This is a genomic window from Thioclava sp. JM3 (assembly GCF_002213185.1).
In the GTDB taxonomy this organism is placed as follows: Bacteria; Pseudomonadota; Alphaproteobacteria; order Rhodobacterales; family Rhodobacteraceae; genus Thioclava; species Thioclava nitratireducens.
In genome coordinates, this window is sequence record NZ_NBOB01000006.1 from 62,980 (window position 1) to 78,310 (window position 15,331).

At 62.5% G+C, this 15,331-nt stretch carries 14 protein-coding genes; all 14 read left to right on the forward strand.

All coding sequences use genetic code 11. The annotated features are described in order from the left end of the window. Nucleotides 1–20 precede the first annotated feature (20 nt). The 14 genes from rpoC (at nt 21) to B6V73_RS12345 (ending at nt 15,210) form a co-directional block, all read left to right on the forward strand. Nucleotides 21–4,247 (forward strand): DNA-directed RNA polymerase subunit beta', encoded by a 4,227-nt coding sequence (gene rpoC, locus B6V73_RS12280; protein ID WP_075773831.1) that lies wholly within the window; start codon nt 21–23, stop codon nt 4,245–4,247. A gap of 135 nt (nt 4,248–4,382) precedes the next feature. Beyond that, nucleotides 4,383–5,093, forward strand: coding sequence for a hypothetical protein (locus tag B6V73_RS12285; protein ID WP_088725392.1), 711 nt, complete (start codon nt 4,383–4,385; stop codon nt 5,091–5,093). Between the two features lie 117 nt (nt 5,094–5,210). Continuing rightward, nucleotides 5,211–5,960 carry a glycosyltransferase family 2 protein gene (locus B6V73_RS12290; protein WP_075773833.1) on the forward strand — a complete coding sequence of 250 codons (750 nt, stop codon included), beginning with the start codon at nt 5,211–5,213 and terminating at the stop codon, nt 5,958–5,960. Nucleotides 5,961–5,965: 5 nt separating this feature from the next. Next, nucleotides 5,966–6,271 (forward strand): lipid-A-disaccharide synthase N-terminal domain-containing protein, encoded by a 306-nt coding sequence (locus tag B6V73_RS12295; protein WP_075773834.1) that lies wholly within the window; start codon nt 5,966–5,968, stop codon nt 6,269–6,271. Continuing rightward, a complete protein-coding gene (locus B6V73_RS12300) occupies nt 6,246–7,694 on the forward strand; it encodes a glycosyltransferase family 39 protein (protein WP_088725393.1) in 1,449 nt (482 codons plus the stop codon). The genes B6V73_RS12295 and B6V73_RS12300 overlap by 26 nt, the downstream gene beginning before the upstream one ends. A 1-nt stretch (nt 7,695) precedes the next feature. Next, complete coding sequence (locus B6V73_RS12305) at nt 7,696–8,424, forward strand: phosphatase PAP2 family protein (protein WP_075773835.1); 729 nt, start codon at nt 7,696–7,698, stop codon at nt 8,422–8,424. A 244-nt stretch (nt 8,425–8,668) separates the two neighbouring features. Further along, entirely contained in the window at nt 8,669–9,040 is a 372-nt protein-coding gene (rpsL, locus tag B6V73_RS12310; RefSeq protein WP_038074720.1) for a 30S ribosomal protein S12, read from the forward strand. Between the two features lie 12 nt (nt 9,041–9,052). Continuing rightward, nucleotides 9,053–9,523: a 30S ribosomal protein S7 gene (gene rpsG / locus B6V73_RS12315; protein ID WP_075773836.1), complete on the forward strand. Its 471-nt coding sequence runs from the start codon at nt 9,053–9,055 to the stop codon at nt 9,521–9,523. 18 nt (nt 9,524–9,541) lie between these two features. Further along, nucleotides 9,542–11,665, forward strand: coding sequence for an elongation factor G (gene fusA / locus B6V73_RS12320; RefSeq protein ID WP_088719467.1), 2,124 nt, complete (start codon nt 9,542–9,544; stop codon nt 11,663–11,665). A 60-nt stretch (nt 11,666–11,725) separates the two neighbouring features. Continuing rightward, nucleotides 11,726–12,901: an elongation factor Tu gene (gene tuf, locus B6V73_RS12325; RefSeq protein WP_077701325.1), complete on the forward strand. Its 1,176-nt coding sequence runs from the start codon at nt 11,726–11,728 to the stop codon at nt 12,899–12,901. Between the two features lie 213 nt (nt 12,902–13,114). Beyond that, a complete protein-coding gene (rpsJ, locus tag B6V73_RS12330) occupies nt 13,115–13,423 on the forward strand; it encodes a 30S ribosomal protein S10 (RefSeq protein ID WP_036639457.1) in 309 nt (102 codons plus the stop codon). Nucleotides 13,424–13,433: 10 nt separating this feature from the next. Then, nucleotides 13,434–14,300, forward strand: a complete 867-nt coding sequence (gene rplC / locus B6V73_RS12335) for a 50S ribosomal protein L3 (RefSeq protein WP_075773838.1) — start codon at nt 13,434–13,436, stop codon at nt 14,298–14,300. Continuing rightward, on the forward strand, nt 14,297–14,917 hold the full coding sequence (rplD, locus tag B6V73_RS12340) for a 50S ribosomal protein L4 (RefSeq protein WP_075773839.1): 621 nt from the start codon (nt 14,297–14,299) through the stop codon (nt 14,915–14,917). The genes rplC and rplD overlap by 4 nt, the downstream gene beginning before the upstream one ends. Next, nucleotides 14,914–15,210: a 50S ribosomal protein L23 gene (locus tag B6V73_RS12345; protein WP_075773840.1), complete on the forward strand. Its 297-nt coding sequence runs from the start codon at nt 14,914–14,916 to the stop codon at nt 15,208–15,210. The genes rplD and B6V73_RS12345 overlap by 4 nt, the downstream gene beginning before the upstream one ends. Nucleotides 15,211–15,331 lie beyond the last annotated feature (121 nt).

A 15,331-nucleotide genomic window follows, 5' to 3' on the forward strand; every position in this document is an offset into this window, starting at 1 on the left:
CCTCATTCAAGGATTTACAGATGAACCAGGAACTGACCCAAAACCCGTTCAACCCGCTCGCGCAGCCGAAGGCGTTTGACGAGATCAAGATCTCGCTCGCCTCGCCGGAGCGGATCCTGAGCTGGTCCTTCGGTGAAATCAAAAAGCCGGAAACCATCAACTACCGTACGTTCAAGCCCGAGCGTGACGGTCTGTTCTGCGCGCGCATCTTTGGCCCGATCAAAGACTACGAATGCCTGTGCGGCAAATATAAGCGCATGAAGTATCGCGGCGTCGTCTGCGAGAAATGCGGCGTCGAAGTCACCCTCCAGAAAGTGCGCCGCGAGCGTATGGGCCACATCGAACTGGCCTCGCCGGTCGCTCACATCTGGTTCCTCAAGTCGCTGCCTTCGCGCATCGGCCTGATGTTGGACATGACGCTGCGCGACCTCGAGCGTATCCTCTACTTCGAAAACTTCGTGGTGATCGAGCCGGGTCTGACCGACCTGCAATACGGTCAGCTGATGTCCGAAGAAGAGTATCTCGACGCGCAGGACACCTACGGCGCGGATGCTTTCACCGCCAATATCGGCGCGGAAGCGATCCGTGAAATGCTCGCTGGCATCGATCTCGAAGCCACGGCCGAGCAGCTCCGCGAGGAGCTGAAGGAAGCCACCGGCGAGCTGAAGCCGAAGAAGATCATCAAGCGTCTGAAGATCGTCGAGTCGTTCCTCGAGTCGGGCAACCGTCCCGAGTGGATGGTGCTGACCGTGCTTCCGGTGATCCCGCCGGAACTGCGTCCGCTCGTCCCGCTCGACGGTGGCCGTTTCGCGACCTCGGATCTCAACGATCTCTATCGTCGCGTGATCAACCGGAACAACCGTCTGAAGCGTCTGATCGAACTGCGTGCGCCCGACATCATCGTGCGCAACGAAAAGCGGATGCTGCAGGAATCGGTCGATGCGCTGTTCGACAACGGCCGTCGCGGCCGCGTCATCACGGGCACCAACAAGCGCCCGCTGAAGTCGCTCTCGGACATGCTGAAAGGTAAGCAGGGTCGCTTCCGTCAGAACCTTCTGGGTAAGCGCGTCGACTTCTCGGGTCGTTCGGTCATCGTGACCGGCCCGGAACTCAAGCTGCACCAGTGCGGTCTGCCGAAGAAGATGGCGCTCGAACTTTTCAAGCCCTTCATCTACTCGCGCCTCGAGGCCAAAGGCCTGTCGAGCACCGTGAAGCAGGCGAAGAAGCTGGTCGAGAAAGAGCGTCCCGAAGTGTGGGATATCCTCGACGAGGTCATCCGCGAGCACCCGGTCCTGCTGAACCGTGCGCCGACGCTGCACCGTCTGGGTATCCAGGCGTTCGAACCGATGCTGATCGAAGGCAAGGCGATCCAGCTGCACCCGCTCGTCTGTTCGGCGTTCAACGCTGACTTCGACGGTGACCAGATGGCCGTCCACGTCCCGCTCTCGCTGGAAGCCCAGCTGGAAGCGCGCGTGCTGATGATGTCGACGAACAACGTTCTGTCGCCCGCCAACGGCGCGCCGATCATCGTTCCTTCGCAGGATATGATTCTGGGTCTCTACTACGTGACCATGGAACGCGAAGGCATGAAGGGCGAAGGCATGTCCTTCTCCTCGGTCGAGGAAGTGGAGCACGCGCTCAACTCTGGCGAAGTGCATCTGCACGCCAAGATCACCGCGCGGATCAAGCAGATCGACGAAACAGGTAACGAGGTCTACCAGCGTTTCGAGACCACGCCCGGCCGGGTGCGCCTCGGCGCGCTGCTGCCGCTGAACGCGAAAGCTCCGTTCGAGCTGGTGAACCGTCTTCTGCGTAAGAAAGACGTGCAGAACACGATCGACACCGTCTACCGCTATTGCGGTCAGAAAGAGTCGGTCATCTTCTGCGACCAGATCATGGGCATGGGCTTCAAGGAAGCGTTCAAGGCGGGCATCTCGTTCGGCAAGGACGACATGGTGATCCCGGATAACAAGTGGGACATCGTCGAAACCGTCCGCGACCAGGTCAAGGACTTCGAACAGCAATACATGGACGGTCTGATCACCCAGGGTGAGAAGTACAACAAGGTCGTCGATGCGTGGTCGAAGTGTAACGACAAGGTCACCGACGCGATGATGAACACCATCTCGGCGCCGAAATACGACGAGAACGGTGCCGAGCAGGAACCGAACTCGGTCTACATGATGGCCCACTCGGGTGCGCGTGGCTCGGTGACGCAGATGAAGCAGCTGGGCGGCATGCGTGGCCTCATGGCCAAGCCGAACGGCGAGATCATCGAGACGCCGATCATCTCGAACTTCAAGGAAGGTCTGACCGTTCTTGAATACTTCAACTCGACCCACGGCGCCCGTAAGGGTCTGTCGGATACCGCACTGAAGACGGCGAACTCGGGGTACCTGACCCGTCGTCTGGTGGACGTCGCTCAGGACTGCATCGTGCGTACGCATGATTGCGGCACCGACCGCGCGATCACCGCGTCGGCGGCTGTGAACGACGGCGAAGTCGTCGCTCCGATCTCGGAGCGCGTGCTGGGCCGTGTCGCAGCGGATGACGTGACGGTTCCGGGCGAGGACGAAGTGATCGTCCGCGCCGGCGAGCTGATCGACGAGCGCAAGGCCGACGCGATCGAGCAGGCGGGCGTCCAATCCGTCCGTATCCGCTCGGCGCTGACCTGTGAGGCCGAAGAGGGCGTTTGCGCGCTCTGCTACGGTCGCGACCTCGCACGCGGTACGCTGGTGAACCAGGGCGAAGCGGTGGGCATCATCGCCGCGCAGTCCATCGGTGAACCCGGTACGCAGCTGACGATGCGGACCTTCCACTTGGGCGGTGTTGCTCAGGGTGGCTCGCAGTCGTTCCTCGAGGCAAGCCAGGAAGGCAAGATCGAGTTCCGTAACGCCAACATCATCCTCAACGAGATGGACGAGCAGATCGTCATGGGCCGGAACATGCAGATCGTGATCGTGAACGATCAGGGTGACGAGCTTGCCTCGCACAAGATCGGCTACGGCACCAAGGTCTTCGTGAAGGATGGCGAAACGGTCAAGCGCGGCGACAAGCTGATCGAATGGGATCCCTACACCCTGCCGATCATCGCCGAGAAGCCCGGTAAGGTGCGCTTCGTGGACCTCATCTCGGGTATCTCCGTTCGCGAGGATACCGACGATGCGACCGGCATGACCCAGAAGATCGTGTCCGACTGGCGCGCTGCGCCCAAGGGCAACGATCTGAAGCCGGAAGTTCTGATCCTCGGCGAGGATGGCGAACCGGTCCGCAACGAAGCGGGCAACCCGGTGACCTATACCATGTCGGTGGACGCGATCCTCTCGGTGGAAGACGGTCAGGACGTGAAGGCGGGCGACGTCGTTGCGCGTATTCCGCGCGAAGGCGCGAAGACGAAGGACATCACCGGCGGTCTGCCGCGTGTGGCCGAACTCTTCGAGGCACGCCGTCCCAAGGATCACGCGATCATCGCCGAAATCGATGGCTATGTGCGCTTCGGCAAGGACTACAAGAACAAGCGTCGGATCGCGATCGATCCGCGTGACGAGGGTCTGGAGCCGGCAGAGTACATGGTGCCGAAAGGCAAGCACATCCCGGTGCAGGAAGGCGACTTCGTGCAGAAGGGTGACTACATCATGGACGGCAACCCGGCGCCGCACGACATCCTGCGCATCATGGGGATCGAGGCTCTGGCCGACTACCTCATCAACGAGGTGCAGGACGTCTATCGACTGCAGGGCGTGAAGATCAACGACAAGCACATCGAGGTGATCGTTCGCCAGATGCTGCAGAAGATCGAGATCCTCGACTCCGGCGATACGACGCTCCTCAAGGGCGAACATGTCGACAAGGTCGAGTTCGACGAGGAGAACGACAAGGTCGCGGCCCGTGGTGGGCGTCCGGCGCATGGCGAACCCGTGCTGCTCGGCATCACCAAGGCGTCGCTGCAGACCCGGTCGTTCATCTCGGCGGCCTCCTTCCAGGAGACGACCCGCGTCCTCACCGAAGCCTCGGTGCAGGGTAAGCGCGACAAGCTCGTGGGCCTCAAGGAGAACGTCATCGTCGGCCGTCTGATCCCGGCGGGTACCGGTGGCGCGACCACCAAGGTCCGCAAGATCGCGACCGAGCGCGACTCCAAGGTCATCCAGCAGCGTCAGGCCGAGGCGGAAGCCGCGGCAGCGCTGGCGGCTCCGACCGAGGAAGAAGCCGATTTCGGTCCGGTCGAGACGCCCGAAAGCCGCGATTGATCCAACTCCGGTTGGAGACGATATGACACACCCCCGCGCGATCGCTCGCGCGGGGGTTTTTCTTTGCGCGAACCCGATCCGTGGGGCAGTGTAACGTCGAAAGGCGAAAGCCTGTTTGCCGGAGGAGGGACCCCGATGATCCGCTTTGTCACCCCGTTTGCGCTGAGCGCGTTGATCGCGTTGCCTGCTTTCGCAGGAGCCTATCAGGATGCGGAGGCCCAGCTGCGCAAGGCCTATGGGGACTATCGTGCGGCGCTGTTCCTGTCGAACCAGGGCAAGCAGGCGGAAACCAAGGCCGCGCTCGATCGCTTCGTCGGAGAGTGGCAGACCCTGTCGGACGAATGGACCGCTTCGCCGCCGCCGCAATATGCCGATGACGCGGTGCTCGGTGCGACCTTCGACAAGGTCGGCGAACTGGCCGCGAAGGCCAAGGAAGAGGTCGCCGCCGGCAAGTTGCCCGAGGCGCATGAGACCCTCGAAGGGGTGCGTGAGAGTATCGGCGATCTGCACCTGCGCAACGGTGTCGTCGGCTTCTCGGACCGGATGAATGCCTATCACGCGGAAATGGAAAAAGTGCTCGCCCGCGATTACGTCGGGATGGGCGGCGAGGGCGCGCGCCAGTTGATCGCGGATGCCTCGCTTCTGAGCTACCTCGCGGCGCAGGTCGTCAAGCATCCGGCGCCGGAGGCCGACGCCGATATGAGCTATCAAAAACTCGTGGACGGCTTCGCTGTCTCCGTCGCGTTTTTCTATGATGCGGCGATGGCGGGCGACATGGAGCGCGCGATGGAGATGCGAAACGCCCTCAAAGCGAGCTACGCGCAGCTTTTCGCGAAATTCGGCTGATCGGCCACAGGGGGGCGGCTGTCCCGGCATGATCCGTTTACAAGACCGGGTCGCAGGTCTAATAGAGCCGCACCTTCGGCGCTACCGTGGCGCAGCGACAAAAGAGTTCTGGCACCCATGCCCGAGATTTCCATCGTCATCCCGGCAAAGAACGAGGCGCCCAACATCGCGGGGCTCCTCGATGAGATCGACGCCGCCTGCGCGCCGGTCTGCGACTACGAGGTGATCGTGGTCGATGACGGCTCGGATGACGGGATGGACCAGATTCTGCGCGAGCGCATGGAGACCCATCCGAACCTGCGTCTGCTGCAGCATTTGAACGCCGCCGGTCAGCGGGCCTCGGGCGGTCAGAGCGCGGGCGTGCATTCGGGCGTTCGGGCCGCGAAGGGCCACATCATCTGCACGCTCGATGGTGACGGTCAGAACCCGCCGTCGGAACTGCCTGCGCTGATGGCGCCGCTGCGCGCCGAGGGCTCCGAGATGATCGGGCTGGTCGCGGGGCAACGCGTCGGGCGGCAGGACACGATGTCGAAGAAGCTGGCGTCCAAGCTCGCGAACAAGATCCGCGGCGCGATCCTCAAGGATGGAACCCGCGACACCGGTTGCGGCCTCAAGGCGTTCCGGCGCGAGGCGTTCCTGGCGCTGCCCTATTTCGATCATATGCATCGCTACCTCCCCGCGCTGTTCTCGCGCGATGGGTGGCAGGTGGCCCATGTCGACGTGGCCCACCGCTCGCGCGGCGGCGGCAGCTCGAATTACAACAATCTGCAGCGCGGTCTTGTCGGCATCGTCGACCTGATGGGCGTTGCGTGGCTTCTCCGCCGGCGCAAGAAAGCGCAGCCCGGAGAAGTGGCGCGCGAGGAGTGACGCCGATGGACTGGCTGATGGATATGCTTCACGTGGAAAGCATAGTCGAGCTGTGGTGGGTCCTGTTCGGCCTGCTTGCGCAGCTGATGTTCACCGGGCGGTTTCTCGTCCAGTGGATTGCCTCCGAGCGCAAGGGCGAATCCGTAGTGCCCATTTCGTTCTGGTATTTCTCGGTCGCGGGTGGTGCGATGCTGCTGACCTATGCGCTCTATCGCAGAGACCCGGTTTTCGTTCTCGGCCAGTCGCTCGGGGTGTTCATCTACGGGCGCAATCTGTGGCTGATCTATGCCAAGCGTCGGCGCGAAGCTTGATCGCGAGGCGGATCGGGACGGCTGGTTCCTCCCGACCCTGATCGTCGTCGCCGCGGCCACTGCGCTGCGGCTCGTATTCCTGGCGTTCAACAAAACAGATCTCTTCGTCGACGAGGCGCAATACTGGCTTTGGGGCCAGCATCTCGACTTCGGCTATTATTCCAAGCCGCCGCTGATCGGCTGGCTGCTTCGGGCGGTGACCGATCTGGCGGGCTCCGATGCGCCGTTCTGGGTGCGGATGCCGGGCGCCATTCTGCACGGAATCACGGCGCTGGTACTTGGCGCCTTGGGAGCCCGGATCGCATCGCGTCGGGTGGCGATCTGGTCGGCTGCGATCTATGTGACGCTGCCCTTCGCCGCGCTCGGCTCGGTGCTGATCTCGACCGATACGGTGATGGCGCCCTTCTACGCGTTGAGCTTGCTGTTCCTGCACCGCGCGGGCGGTAGCCGCCATTGGTCGGACGCGCTGGCCGCGGGGCTGACGGCAGGGCTGGCCTTCATGGCGAAATACGCCGCAATCTACCTGATCCCCGGTCTGGTGCTGGCCGCACTTGTCGCGCCGGCATGGCGGATCGGCTGGCGCAATACGGTGATTGCGGCGCTGGCGTTCGGGCTCGTGATCGCGCCGAACGTGGTCTGGAACCTCACCCATGGCCTGACCACGGTCTCGCATACGATGGATAACGTCGGCTGGGTCCGCGAAGGGGCCGAGCTGAATTTCGGCTCGATGGTCGAGTTCGTCGCCTCGCAATTCGCCGTCTTCGGGCCGGTGACGATGGTGGCATTGCTGATCGGCTATGCGAGCTGGGGTGACCCGGCGAAGCGCGGGCTGGCGATGCTCTCGGTGCCGCCGCTGGTCGCGGTGACGCTCGAGGCGCTCTTGGACCGGGCCTATGCCAATTGGGCGGTTGCCGCCTATTTCGCCGGAACCGTTCTGGCGGCGATGGTTCTGCGCGACATCTGGCGCTGGATTGCGATCCTGATCAACGGTCTGATCGCGCTGTCGATCCCGCTGCTGACCGTCCTCGCACCCTATCCGCAAAAAGACGGCGCGCCGCTCCTGAAGCGGTGGTTGGGGCAGGCCGATCTGAGCCGCCAGATCCTGACGCTCGCGAAAGAGGCCGATGTTCCGGTGTATGCCAGCAATCGCGCAATCCTAGCCGATCTGTTCTATACGGGGCAGGGCGCGGGCGTGACCGTCTACGCACCGAGGCCCGTCGTGCGGGCCGACAGCTATTACGAGCAGATGTGGCCCTTGCCACAGGACTACAAAGGTCGCCTACTTCTGATCGCCAACAGCCCGCCCGATTGCGGCAGCGGCCCGGTCTCGCCGGCGGCGCAGCTCGACGCGACGGGGACTTGGGCCGATAAGGGGTATGCGGCTTATCTGGTGGAGGCGCGCTGTGTCCGTTCCGAAAATTGATATGAGCTTTGCGGTCCGGCTGTTGCTGGCGGCGTGGATCGGAGGCTTCCTGCTGTTCCGCCTGGTGCCGGAACTCGATCTGGGCACCGCCGGGCTGTTCTACCGGGCAGGGGAGGGGTTCACGGTAATCACCAACCCGCTCTGGGAATGGCTGCGCCAGCGGATCTGGGATATCTCCATCGTGCTGTTCGTCGTCTCGCTCGTGGCGTGGCCATGGGCGGGGTTGCGCCATCGCACGGTGCTGCGTTTGCCTGCGCGGATCTGGGCCTTCATCTGCCTTCTCTATCTGCTTGGTCCGATCGTAGTCGTGAACGGCGTGCTGAAGGCGAATTCCGGGCGAGCGCGACCTGCGAATGTTGATCTCTTCGGCGGCGCGCATCACTTCAGCCTGCCGGGCACCTTCACCGATCAATGCTCGCGGAACTGCTCGTTCGTGTCGGGCGAGGTCGCGGCGGCAGTTGCGCTGGGGCTGCTGATATGGCTCGGCGCAGAGCTGTGGCGGGCGCACCTGCCACGCTGGGGCGTGCTCTATCTGCGCGCAGTCGGCGTCTTCGTCGCGGTCTTCATCATCGTGCAGCGGATCGGCACCGGACGGCACTTTCTGTCCGACACCTATTTCGCCGGACTGGTAAGCCTTACGGTGGCCTGGCTGCTCTGGGGAATCCTCTTCGCAGGGTGGGGCGCGCGGCTTGTGGCGCAAGTGCGCGGCGAGGCCCGGCGCGAGAGTTGACAACCCAGACGACTCCCCCTATACGCCGCGCTACCTGACGGGTGAAGTCTGCCCGAAGGGTCGCCGATTTCTAGTGGTCATGATCCGGGCCTTCGCCCCGATCCTCTGGAATTCAACGCATTCGCCGCGGTCCTCGGGCCGGGGAGGAATGCGATTTGGCGTTTTCGCGAATCCGCGCGGAAACGCGTCGAGAAGTGGCGCCTCCGGAAACGGGGCGAGTATTGACAGCAGAACGGGGAACCGAATGCCGACGATCCAACAGCTGATCCGCAAACCGCGGCAGCCCAAGGTGAAGCGCTCTAAGTCGCAGCACCTCCAAGAATGCCCGCAAAAGCGTGGCGTGTGCACGCGCGTCTACACCACGACGCCGAAGAAACCGAACTCCGCTATGCGTAAGGTCGCCAAGGTGCGCCTGACGAATGGCTTCGAGGTCATCTCCTACATCCCGGGCGAGAAGCACAACCTCCAGGAGCACTCCGTTGTGCTCATTCGTGGCGGCCGTGTGAAAGACCTTCCGGGCGTTCGTTACCACATCCTGCGCGGTGTGCTCGATACGCAAGGTGTTAAAGACCGTCGTCAACGCCGTTCGAAATACGGCGCGAAGCGTCCGAAGTAAGGAGATCTCGAGATGTCTCGTCGTCACGCCGCTGAGAAGCGCGAAGTCCTGCCCGACGCCAAATATGGCGATCGCGTGCTGACCAAATTCATGAACAACCTGATGATCGACGGTAAGAAGTCCGCCGCCGAGAAAATCGTCTACAACGCGCTCAACCGCGTTGAGGGCAAGCTCAAGCGTGAGCCCATCGAGGTGTTCCACGAAGCCCTCGACAACGTGAAGCCTTCGGTCGAAGTGCGTTCGCGTCGTGTGGGTGGTGCCACCTATCAGGTTCCGGTCGAGGTGCGCCCGACCCGCCGCGAAGCGCTGGCCATCCGCTGGCTCATCGCTGCCGCCAAGTCCCGCAACGAGAACACCATGGAAGAGCGCCTCGCCGGCGAACTCCTCGATGCCGTGAACTCGCGTGGTTCCGCGGTCAAGAAGCGCGAAGACACCCACAAGATGGCCGACGCGAACAAAGCGTTCAGCCATTATCGCTGGTAATAACGGAAGGACGCCACTATGGCTCGCGAATATCCCCTAAAGCGTTATCGCAACTTCGGGATCATGGCGCATATCGACGCTGGTAAAACCACGACGACCGAGCGCATCCTGTTCTACACCGGCAAGTCGCACAAGATCGGCGAAGTGCACGACGGTGCTGCTACCATGGACTGGATGGAGCAAGAGGCCGAGCGCGGCATCACCATCACCTCGGCAGCTACCACGACTTTCTGGCAGTGGCAGGAAGATCCGACCGCCGAAGGTACGGATGATACCAAGTTCCGTATGAACATCATCGACACCCCCGGCCACGTCGACTTCACCATCGAGGTGGAGCGTTCGCTGGCCGTGCTCGACGGCGCTGTCGCGCTGCTCGACGGGAACGCCGGTGTTGAGCCGCAGACCGAGACCGTGTGGCGTCAGGCTGACCGCTACAAGGTTCCGCGCCTCGTCTTCGTCAACAAGATGGACAAGATCGGCGCGGACTTCTTCAACTGCGTGAAGATGATCAAGGACCGCACCGGTGCGACTCCGGTTCCGGTGAACTTCCCGATCGGTGCCGAAGATCAACTCGAAGGCATCGTCGACCTGGTCACCATGGAAGAGTGGGTCTGGAAAGGCGAAGATCTGGGCGCTGCCTGGGTGCGTCAGCCGATCCGTGACGAGCTGAAGGCGACCGCGGACGAATGGCGTTCGCACCTCATCGAGAACGCCGTCGAGCAAGACGACGACGCGATGATGGCCTATCTCGAAGGCGAAGAGCCCGATATCCCGACGCTGCGCAACCTGATCCGCAAGGGCACGCTGTCGCTGTCCTTCGTTCCGGTTCTCGGTGGTTCGGCCTTCAAGAACAAGGGTGTCCAGCCGCTGCTCAACGCCGTGGTCGACTTCCTGCCCTCGCCGCTCGACGTGCCCGCCTACATGGGCTTCTCGCCGGACGACGAGACGGAAACCCGCAACATCGCACGTCATGCCTCGGACGAAGAGCCCCTGTCGGGTCTCGCGTTCAAGATCATGAACGACCCCTTCGTGGGTTCGCTCACCTTCACGCGCCTCTACTCGGGCACGCTGAAGAAGGGCGACTCGATCCTGAACTCGACCAAAGGTCGTAAAGAGCGCATCGGTCGTATGATGATGATGCACTCGAACAACCGGACCGAGATCGAAGAAGCCTATGCGGGCGACATCATCGCGCTGGCCGGTCTGAAAGAGACCACCACCGGTGACACGCTGTGCGACCCGAACAACCAGGTCGTTCTCGAAACGATGACCTTCCCCGATCCGGTGATCGAGATCGCCGTGGAGCCGAAGTCGAAAGCCGACCAGGAAAAGATGGGCCTCGCCCTTCAGCGCCTGGCAGCCGAAGATCCGTCCTTCCGCGTCGAAACCGACCTCGAGTCGGGCCAGACCATCATGAAGGGCATGGGCGAACTTCACCTCGACATCCTGGTCGACCGCATGAAGCGCGAGTTCAAGGTCGAGGCGAATATCGGTGCGCCGCAGGTGGCCTATCGCGAGACGATCAGCCACGCGACCGAGATCGACTACACGCACAAGAAGCAGACCGGCGGTACCGGTCAGTTCGCGCGCGTCAAGCTCGAGATCTCGCCGACCGAGCCGGGCGAAGGTTATTCGTTCGAGAGCCGCATCGTTGGTGGTGCTGTTCCGAAGGAATACATCCCGGGCGTCGAAAAGGGCATCAAGTCGGTCATGGACTCCGGTCCGCTGGCAGGCTTCCCGGTGATCGACTTCAAGGTTGCGCTGGTTGACGGTGCATTCCACGACGTCGACTCCTCGGTGCTCGCCTTCGAAATCGCGTCGCGTGCCGCGATGCGTGAAGGTCTGCGCAAGGCTGGCGCGAAGCTGCTCGAGCCGATGATGAAAGTCGAAGTGGTGACCCCGGAAGAATATACCGGTGGCATCATTGGCGACCTGACCTCGCGTCGGGGCCAGGTGCAAGGTCAGGACACCCGCGGCAACGCGGTCGTCGTGAACGCCTTCGTGCCGCTCGCCAACATGTTCGGCTACATCAACAACCTGCGTTCGATGTCCTCGGGCCGTGCGGTCTTCACGATGCTCTTCAGCCATTACGAAGCCGTGCCGCAGAACATCTCGGACGAGATTCAGAAGAAATACGCGTAAGGGACGCGCGCCGGGGAGACCCGGCGCCTTTCCCACCCAACGCACTGACAGGAGGCCATCATGGCAAAGGAAAAGTTTGAACGTAACAAACCGCACGTCAACATCGGCACGATTGGCCACGTTGACCACGGCAAGACGACGCTGACGGCTGCGATCACGAAGTATTTCGGTGATTTCCGCGCGTATGACCAGATCGACGGCGCGCCGGAAGAGAAAGCCCGCGGCATCACGATCTCGACCGCGCACGTGGAGTACGAGACCGAGTCGCGTCACTACGCGCACGTCGACTGCCCCGGCCACGCCGACTACGTGAAGAACATGATCACGGGTGCCGCGCAGATGGACGGCGCGATCCTGGTGGTGAACGCAGCTGACGGCCCGATGCCGCAGACGCGCGAGCACATCCTGCTCGGCCGTCAGGTCGGCATCCCGGCGATGGTCGTGTACCTGAACAAGGTTGACCAGGTCGACGACGAGGAGCTGCTCGAGCTCGTGGAAATGGAAGTTCGTGAACTTCTGTCGTCCTACGACTTCCCCGGCGACGATATCCCGATCATCAAGGGTTCGGCTCTGGCCGCGATGGAAGGCCGTGATCCGGAAATCGGCGAGAACTCGATCCGTGCGCTGATGGAAGCTGTCGACAGCTACATCCCGACGCCGGAGCGCGCCGTGGACCAGCCCTTCCTGATGCCGATCGAAGACGTGTTCTCGATCTCGGGCCGTGGTACGGTTGTGACCGGCCGCGTCGAGCGTGGCGTGATCAACGTCGGCGACGAACTGGAAATCGTGGGCATCCGCGACACCTCGAAGACGACCTGCACGGGCGTCGAGATGTTCCGCAAGCTGCTGGACCGTGGTGAAGCTGGCGACAACATCGGCGCGCTGCTGCGCGGCATCGACCGTGACGGCGTCGAGCGTGGTCAGGTTCTGTGCAAGCCGGGTTCGGTGAAGCCGCACACGAAGTTCGAAGCTGAAGCCTACATCCTCACCAAAGAGGAAGGTGGCCGTCACACCCCGTTCTTCGCGAACTACCGTCCGCAGTTCTACTTCCGCACGACGGACGTGACCGGCACCGTGACGTTGCCCGAGGGCACCGAGATGGTGATGCCGGGCGACAACCTGAAGTTCGAAGTCGAACTGATCGCTCCGATCGCGATGGAAGACGGTCTGCGCTTCGCAATCCGCGAAGGCGGCCGCACCGTCGGCGCCGGCGTCGTCTCCAAAATCATCGAGTGATCGGTGGTTTCGGGGCCCTCTCCGGGGCCCCGAAAACGACAGTTGGAAAGAATCTGAATGGTGCGCCGAAAGGCGCGCCATTCGCTCTTGACAGACTCAGGGTGACGCCATAGAGGACGCGCCTGATCTGCCAAGATTTATAGGTTCGATGCAGGCGCTACATTCGGTGCCGTCTGCCTCTCAACCTTCACGCCATGCGAAGAGGCATGACATATGACCGGCCAAAATATCCGCATCCGGCTCAAGGCGTTCGATTACCGCGTGCTGGACGCCAGCACCCAGGAAATCGTGAACACCGCGAAGCGCACGGGTGCCCAGGTTCGCGGACCCATCCCGCTCCCGAACAAGATCGAGAAATTCACGGTTCTGCGTGGTCCGCACATCGACAAGAAGTCGCGCGACCAGTGGGAAATCCGGACGCATAAGCGTCTTCTCGACATCGTCGATCCGACCCCCCAGACCGTGGACGCGCTGATGAAGCTCGACCTCGCAGCGGGCGTCGACGTCGAGATCAAGGTGTAAGGAGGGCATTATGCTGCGGACTGGTGTTATCGCCAAGAAGCTGGGCATGACCCGGCTCTTCCTTGAGGACGGCAAGCAGGTTCCTGTGACCGTTCTCCAACTCGACAAGCTTCAGGTGGTGGCTCAGCGCACTTCCGAGACCGACGGCTACACGGCCGTGCAGCTCGGCGCTGGTGAAGCCAAGGCCAAGCGTACGACCGCCGCCCTGCGTGGTCACTTCGCGAAAGCCAATGTCGCCCCGAAGCGCAAGGTCGCGGAATTCCGCGTCGCTGAAGAAAACCTGATCGAAGTGGGCGAGGAAATCACCGCGAACCACTATTTCGAAGGTCAGTTCGTGGATATCGCGGGCACCTCGATCGGTAAGGGTTTCGCCGGTGCGATGAAGCGTCACAACTTCGGCGGTCTGCGCGCCACGCACGGCGTGTCGATCTCGCACCGCTCGCACGGTTCGACCGGTCAGTGTCAGGATCCGGGTAAAGTGTTCAAGGGCAAGAAGATGGCCGGTCACCTCGGTGCCGTCCGTGTCACGACCCAGAACCTTCAGGTCGTCAAGACCGATGCCGACCGTGGCCTGATCATGGTCAAGGGTTCGGTTCCGGGCGCCAAAGGTGGCTGGGTGACGGTCAAGGATGCGGTCAAGAAACCGCTTTCCGAGAACATCATCTACCCCGCCGCGCTGAAGTCGGCTGCCGAAGCCGCTGCGAAAGCTGCCGAAGAAGCCGCTGCCGCCGCTGCCGCCGAGGCCGAAGCCGAAGCTCAGCGTCTCGCCGAGGAGCAGGCCGCTCAGGAAGCTGCCGCGCTGAAGGAAGCCGAAGCGTCGATCGAAGCCGATAAAGGCGAAGACGGCGGCGAAGCGCCCGAAGGAGACAAAGAATGAAACTCGATGTGATCAAGCTCGACGCCGGCAAGGCCGGTTCGATCGACCTCGCCGACGAGATCTTCGGGCTCGAGCCGCGTGCGGACATCCTGCATCGCGTCGTGCGCTGGCAGCGCGCGAAGGCTCAGCAGGGCACCCACTCGGTTCTCACCCGCTCGGAGGTCAGCTACTCGACCAAGAAGATCTACCGTCAGAAGGGCACCGGTGGCGCACGTCACGGTTCCCGCAAGGCGCCGATCTTCCGCAAGGGTGGTGTCTACAAGGGCCCGACCCCGCGCAGCCACGCTCATGACCTGCCCAAGAAGTTCCGGGCTCTGGGTCTGAAGCACGCGCTGTCGTCGAAAGCCGCCGCTGGCAAACTGATCGTCCTGGAGGACGCGCAGCTCGCCGAAGCCAAGACCAAGTTGCTGGCGAAAGCCGCCAAGGAGCTCGGCTGGAAGAAGGTGCTGGTGATCGACGGGGCCGAGGTGAACGAGAACTTCGCCCAAGCCGCGCGCAACATCGACGGCATCGATGTGCTGCCTTCGATGGGCGCCAACGTGTATGACATCCTCAAGCGTGACACGCTCGTGCTCACGAAGGCGGGTGTCGAAGCTCTGGAGGCTCGTCTGAAATGAGCGCGAAACCCGAACATTACGACGTGATCGTCAAGCCGGTCATCACCGAGAAGGCCACCATGGCCTCGGAGAACGGCGCTGTTGTTTTCGAAGTGGCGAAAGACGCTTCGAAGCCGCAGATCAAAGAAGCTGTCGAGACTCTCTTCGGCGTCAAGGTGAAGGCGGTCAACACCACCATCACCAAGGGCAAGACCAAGCGCTTCCGGGGCACCCCCGGCCGTCGCTCGGACTTCAAGAAAGCCTACGTGACGCTGGAAGAAGGCAACACGATCGACGTCACCACCGGCCTGTAATCCGGTACGACCGAGACATTGGAAAGGCCCTCGTGATCGCGGGGGCCTTTTCGTTTGCGGAGTTGGATTAGGGGCTTGTCTCTCATGGGGCTCCCGGGTGGCCAGCCCGGGCAGCGCCCAC

Coding starts and splice junctions, on each gene's coding strand:
- fusA (WP_088719467.1), top strand. CDS start 9,542: ATGGCTCGCGAATATCCCCTAAAGCGTTATCGCAACTTCGGGATCATG.
- rpsG (WP_075773836.1), top strand. CDS start 9,053: ATGTCTCGTCGTCACGCCGCTGAGAAGCGCGAAGTCCTGCCCGACGCC.
- rplD (WP_075773839.1), top strand. CDS start 14,297: ATGAAACTCGATGTGATCAAGCTCGACGCCGGCAAGGCCGGTTCGATC.
- B6V73_RS12285 (WP_088725392.1), top strand. CDS start 4,383: ATGATCCGCTTTGTCACCCCGTTTGCGCTGAGCGCGTTGATCGCGTTG.
- B6V73_RS12290 (WP_075773833.1), top strand. CDS start 5,211: ATGCCCGAGATTTCCATCGTCATCCCGGCAAAGAACGAGGCGCCCAAC.
- rpoC (WP_075773831.1), top strand. CDS start 21: ATGAACCAGGAACTGACCCAAAACCCGTTCAACCCGCTCGCGCAGCCG.
- B6V73_RS12300 (WP_088725393.1), top strand. CDS start 6,246: ATGCCAAGCGTCGGCGCGAAGCTTGATCGCGAGGCGGATCGGGACGGC.
- B6V73_RS12345 (WP_075773840.1), top strand. CDS start 14,914: ATGAGCGCGAAACCCGAACATTACGACGTGATCGTCAAGCCGGTCATC.
- B6V73_RS12305 (WP_075773835.1), top strand. CDS start 7,696: ATGAGCTTTGCGGTCCGGCTGTTGCTGGCGGCGTGGATCGGAGGCTTC.
- rpsL (WP_038074720.1), top strand. CDS start 8,669: ATGCCGACGATCCAACAGCTGATCCGCAAACCGCGGCAGCCCAAGGTG.
- B6V73_RS12295 (WP_075773834.1), top strand. CDS start 5,966: ATGGACTGGCTGATGGATATGCTTCACGTGGAAAGCATAGTCGAGCTG.
- tuf (WP_077701325.1), top strand. CDS start 11,726: ATGGCAAAGGAAAAGTTTGAACGTAACAAACCGCACGTCAACATCGGC.
- rplC (WP_075773838.1), top strand. CDS start 13,434: ATGCTGCGGACTGGTGTTATCGCCAAGAAGCTGGGCATGACCCGGCTC.
- rpsJ (WP_036639457.1), top strand. CDS start 13,115: ATGACCGGCCAAAATATCCGCATCCGGCTCAAGGCGTTCGATTACCGC.